This is a genomic window from Chrysiogenia bacterium, from assembly GCA_020434085.1.
Classification (GTDB): domain Bacteria; phylum JAGRBM01; class JAGRBM01; order JAGRBM01; family JAGRBM01; genus JAGRBM01.
On sequence record JAGRBM010000278.1, the window covers coordinates 1 to 3,128 of the forward strand.

The window sequence follows — 3,128 nt, forward strand, 5'->3', positions numbered from 1 at the left end:
CAGAATGACAGCCAGCAAGTGAGTATTGAGGAAGCATGCCGCGGGCCTACATCGGATACGGAAGCAACCTGGGGCGCAGGCGCGCCACCATCGAGCGCGCGTTGCTGCTCGTCCATGCGCTGCCCGCTACGAGTGTGCTCGCCCAGAGCCGCTACTACCGCACCGACCCATGGGCGATGGCGCCGGGAACGCCGGCGTTTCTCAATGGCTGCGCCGAGATCGAAACGACGCTCTCACCCGAGGTGCTGCTCCACCACCTGCACCAGATCGAGCGTCGTCTGGGGCGCTTCGCGCTTCGCGGCCCCCATGGCGAATATCTGAGCCGCACGATCGACCTCGACATCCTGCTCTATGAGGGATGCGTGCAGCCCGGCGGCACGCCCGCCCTGCCCCACCCGGAAATTGCCGCGCGCCGCTTCGTGCTCGAGCCCCTTTGCGAGCTTGCACCGGCGCTCATGCACCCGGTGCTGAACAAAACCGTTCGGGAGTTGCTTGAAGAATGCCCGGATCCCGGGCGCGTGTGGAGCGTGGGCTGAGCCCTACTCGCCTGAATCGCTTTCGATCGCCGGCAGCGGGCGGCCGGTGCGCTCGATCACCTTGCCCTCAGCGATTTCTTTTTTCACGGAAACCCCCAGCGCGGGGAACTTGCGCAGGCTCGGCAGGATGCGGCGGTCGAAGGAACCGACCGCGTCGTTGTAGGCGCCGATGGACTGGTCGAGGTGATTGCCCACGCGCCCGAGGTGCTCGCTGAATTTGGCCATGCGCTCGTAGAGCTCGGCGCCCACGTCGGCGATTTCGCGTGCGCTCTCTGCAAGGGCTTCCTGCTGCCAGCCGTAGCGCACGGCATGCAGGAGCGCGATGAGCGTCGTCGGCGTGGCGAGCATCACACGGTCAGCAGCGGCGCGCTCGATGAGCTCGGGATCCTGCTCGAGCGCGGCGCTGAAAAATGATTCGCCGGGCAGAAAGAGAATTACGAATTCGGGCGAGTTCGGAAACTGCTGCCAGTAGCTCTTGCTGGAGAGTTGCTTGACGTGATCGCGCACGTGACGCGAGTGCGCGGTCAGACGCGTGAGGCGCTCTTCTTCGTTCTCGGCTTCAAGCGCGTCGAGAAACGCGGTGATGGGCGCTTTGGCATCGACGACGATGTTCTTGCCGCCGGGCAGGTTGATCACCATGTCGGGGCGCAGCTTGCCGTCCTCGCCATCGACGCTGTGCTGGGTGTTGAAGTCGCAGTTCTTCGTCATTCCGGCCAGCTCGGCAACGCGCTCGAGTTGAATTTCGCCCCAGCGCCCGCGCACCTGCGGCTTGCGAAGCGCCTTGACGAGGTTCCCGGTCTCCGACTGGAGTTTTTCCTGCGCGCCCAGCAGGCCCTTTACCTGCTCGCCGAGCGCGCCGTAGGCCTCGCGCCGGGCCTCTTCCATGCTGGTGATGGTTTTGGAAAATTTTTCGAAGTTCTCCTGCACCGGCTTCACCAGATTTTCGATGGCCTGCTTGCGCTTGTCGAGATCACCCCGCGCTTCGACCTGGTATTTCTCCAGCGTTTCCTTGGCGCGCTCGATGAAGTTTTTGCTGGCGTTGTCCAAGGCCTTGTTCGAGAGGTTCTCAAAAGTCTTCTTGAGTTCTTCTTCGTTGGAGCGCAGCTCGGCAACGCGCTCTTCCCACACGCGGCGCTCGGCCTCGAGGGTTCGCTGGGCGCTTTCCTTTTCCAGACGCACGGTGGTCTCAAGTTCGGCAATGCGCGCGGCGCTGCCGTCGTCGGCGCCGCCCTTTGCGCGCGCGAGAATCCAGCCGACGAGCGCGCCCACGGCCAGACCGATCAGAATTCCGATTCCCAGTTCCATGCTTGCCACCATGGCACGAAGCCCCGGGCCGGGCTACATCGCGCCTGCTTCCTCGGGCTGGTCACTTGGGTCCAGCGCCGCGCCCATCACCAGGAGCTTATCCTCGAGCGCCTCGGCGGCGCGCGCAGAGCGCGCGGCCCTCACCTTGAACCAGCCCCAGATCCCCGCCGCCAGCACCATGCCGGCCGCAAAGCTCGGCATCCGCCAGCCAGCCGGCATCCACACCGGCGCAATCAGGCCAAACGCAAAGGGCGGCGAGGCCAGTTGCCAGGCCTGCTCGCCGCGCACGCGCTCTTCCTCGCGCGCGTCGTGAAGCGCGCGCCGCAGCGCCGCTTCCTCGGGGCTCATGCTCTCTTCAGTCATAGATCTGAACTGTGACAGGTTGTGTCACGCCCCCCTCTGCCCCTGTCGGGCATCTCCCCCGCGAGCGGGGGAGAGCAAGAGGATCTCTTTCCTATTCACCCATCACCTTGACGATCACGCGCTTGTCGCGCTGGCCGTCGAACTCTGCGTAGTAGACCTGCTGCCAGGTTCCCAGGTCGAGTTTTCCCTCGGTGATGGGGACGATGACCTGGTGGTGGACGAGCAGGCTTTTGAGGTGCGCGTCGCCGTTGTCCTCGCCGGTGCGGTGGTGCTTGTAGCCCTCATTGAACGGTGCGAGGTTTTCGAGCCACTCGTCGATGTCGGCGAGCAGGCCGTCCTCCCAGTCGTTGACCCACACGCCGGCGGTGATGTGCATGGCCGAGACGAGCATCATGCCTTCCTCGATGCCCGATTCATTGAGAATCGCCGTGAGGTCGTCGGTGATGCGCACGTACTCACGCGGCTTGTTGGTGTTGAACCACAGATACTGGGTGAACGATTTCATCTGCGCCCTACCTGCCCGCCTCGGTGAGCACGCGCTCGATCTCCGCCTCCAGCGTGGCGGCCGGAAGCTGGCCGATGAACTTCTTGACCACGACGCCCTTGTCGTCGACGAGATATCCCGTCGGCAGGCCCGGCGAGGGGCCGAAGAGCGCCATGTCCTCGGTAGTGCCGAGCGCCACGGGGTAGACCATTTTTTCGGTCCTGGCGAAATGAGAGATCGCTTCGAGCGAGAGATCGTCCACGGAAATTCCGAGCACCGCAAAGCCGCGGTCCTTGTATTTTTCGTGGATGGAGTTGAGCTCGGGAATGGCCTGCGTGCAGGGGCCGCACCACGTCGCCCAGAAGTCGACGTAGATGAGCTTGCCGCGGTAGTCGGCGATTTTGAGCTCGCCGCCGCTCACGGCCGGAAACGAAAGGTCG

5 protein-coding genes are annotated in these 3,128 nt (G+C 64.2%); 1 reads left to right on the top strand and 4 read right to left on the bottom strand.

Annotated elements, in window-relative coordinates; all coding sequences use genetic code 11:
• The first annotated feature begins 35 nt into the window (after positions 1-35).
• Entirely contained in the window at positions 36-536 is a 501-nt protein-coding gene (folK, locus tag KDH09_09320) for a 2-amino-4-hydroxy-6-hydroxymethyldihydropteridine diphosphokinase (protein MCB0219880.1), read from the top strand.
• A gap of 3 nt (positions 537-539) precedes the next feature.
• On the opposite strand, the gene rmuC is transcribed toward folK, so the two are convergent.
• From rmuC to KDH09_09340, 4 genes are all read right to left on the bottom strand, one after another.
• Positions 540-1,841, bottom strand: a complete 1,302-nt coding sequence (gene rmuC / locus KDH09_09325; GenBank protein ID MCB0219881.1) for a DNA recombination protein RmuC — start codon at positions 1,839-1,841, stop codon at positions 540-542.
• A gap of 33 nt (positions 1,842-1,874) precedes the next feature.
• Positions 1,875-2,189 carry a hypothetical protein gene (locus KDH09_09330; protein MCB0219882.1) on the bottom strand — a complete coding sequence of 105 codons (315 nt, stop codon included), beginning with the start codon at positions 2,187-2,189 and terminating at the stop codon, positions 1,875-1,877.
• Between the two features lie 106 nt (positions 2,190-2,295).
• Positions 2,296-2,709 (bottom strand): secondary thiamine-phosphate synthase enzyme YjbQ, encoded by a 414-nt coding sequence (locus KDH09_09335; GenBank protein MCB0219883.1) that lies wholly within the window; start codon positions 2,707-2,709, stop codon positions 2,296-2,298.
• A 7-nt stretch (positions 2,710-2,716) separates the two neighbouring features.
• Positions 2,717-3,128: TlpA family protein disulfide reductase (locus KDH09_09340; GenBank protein MCB0219884.1), on the bottom strand; the 412-nt coding region annotated here is incomplete at its 5' end.

What these genes read in the sequence shown, in the direction of transcription:
- KDH09_09330 (MCB0219882.1), bottom strand. Translation starts at nt 2,189, where the DNA reads ATGAGCCCCGAGGAAGCGGCGCTGCGGCGCGCGCTTCACGACGCGCGC.
- rmuC (MCB0219881.1), bottom strand. Translation starts at nt 1,841, where the DNA reads ATGGAACTGGGAATCGGAATTCTGATCGGTCTGGCCGTGGGCGCGCTC.
- folK (MCB0219880.1), top strand. Translation starts at nt 36, where the DNA reads ATGCCGCGGGCCTACATCGGATACGGAAGCAACCTGGGGCGCAGGCGC.
- KDH09_09335 (MCB0219883.1), bottom strand. Translation starts at nt 2,709, where the DNA reads ATGAAATCGTTCACCCAGTATCTGTGGTTCAACACCAACAAGCCGCGT.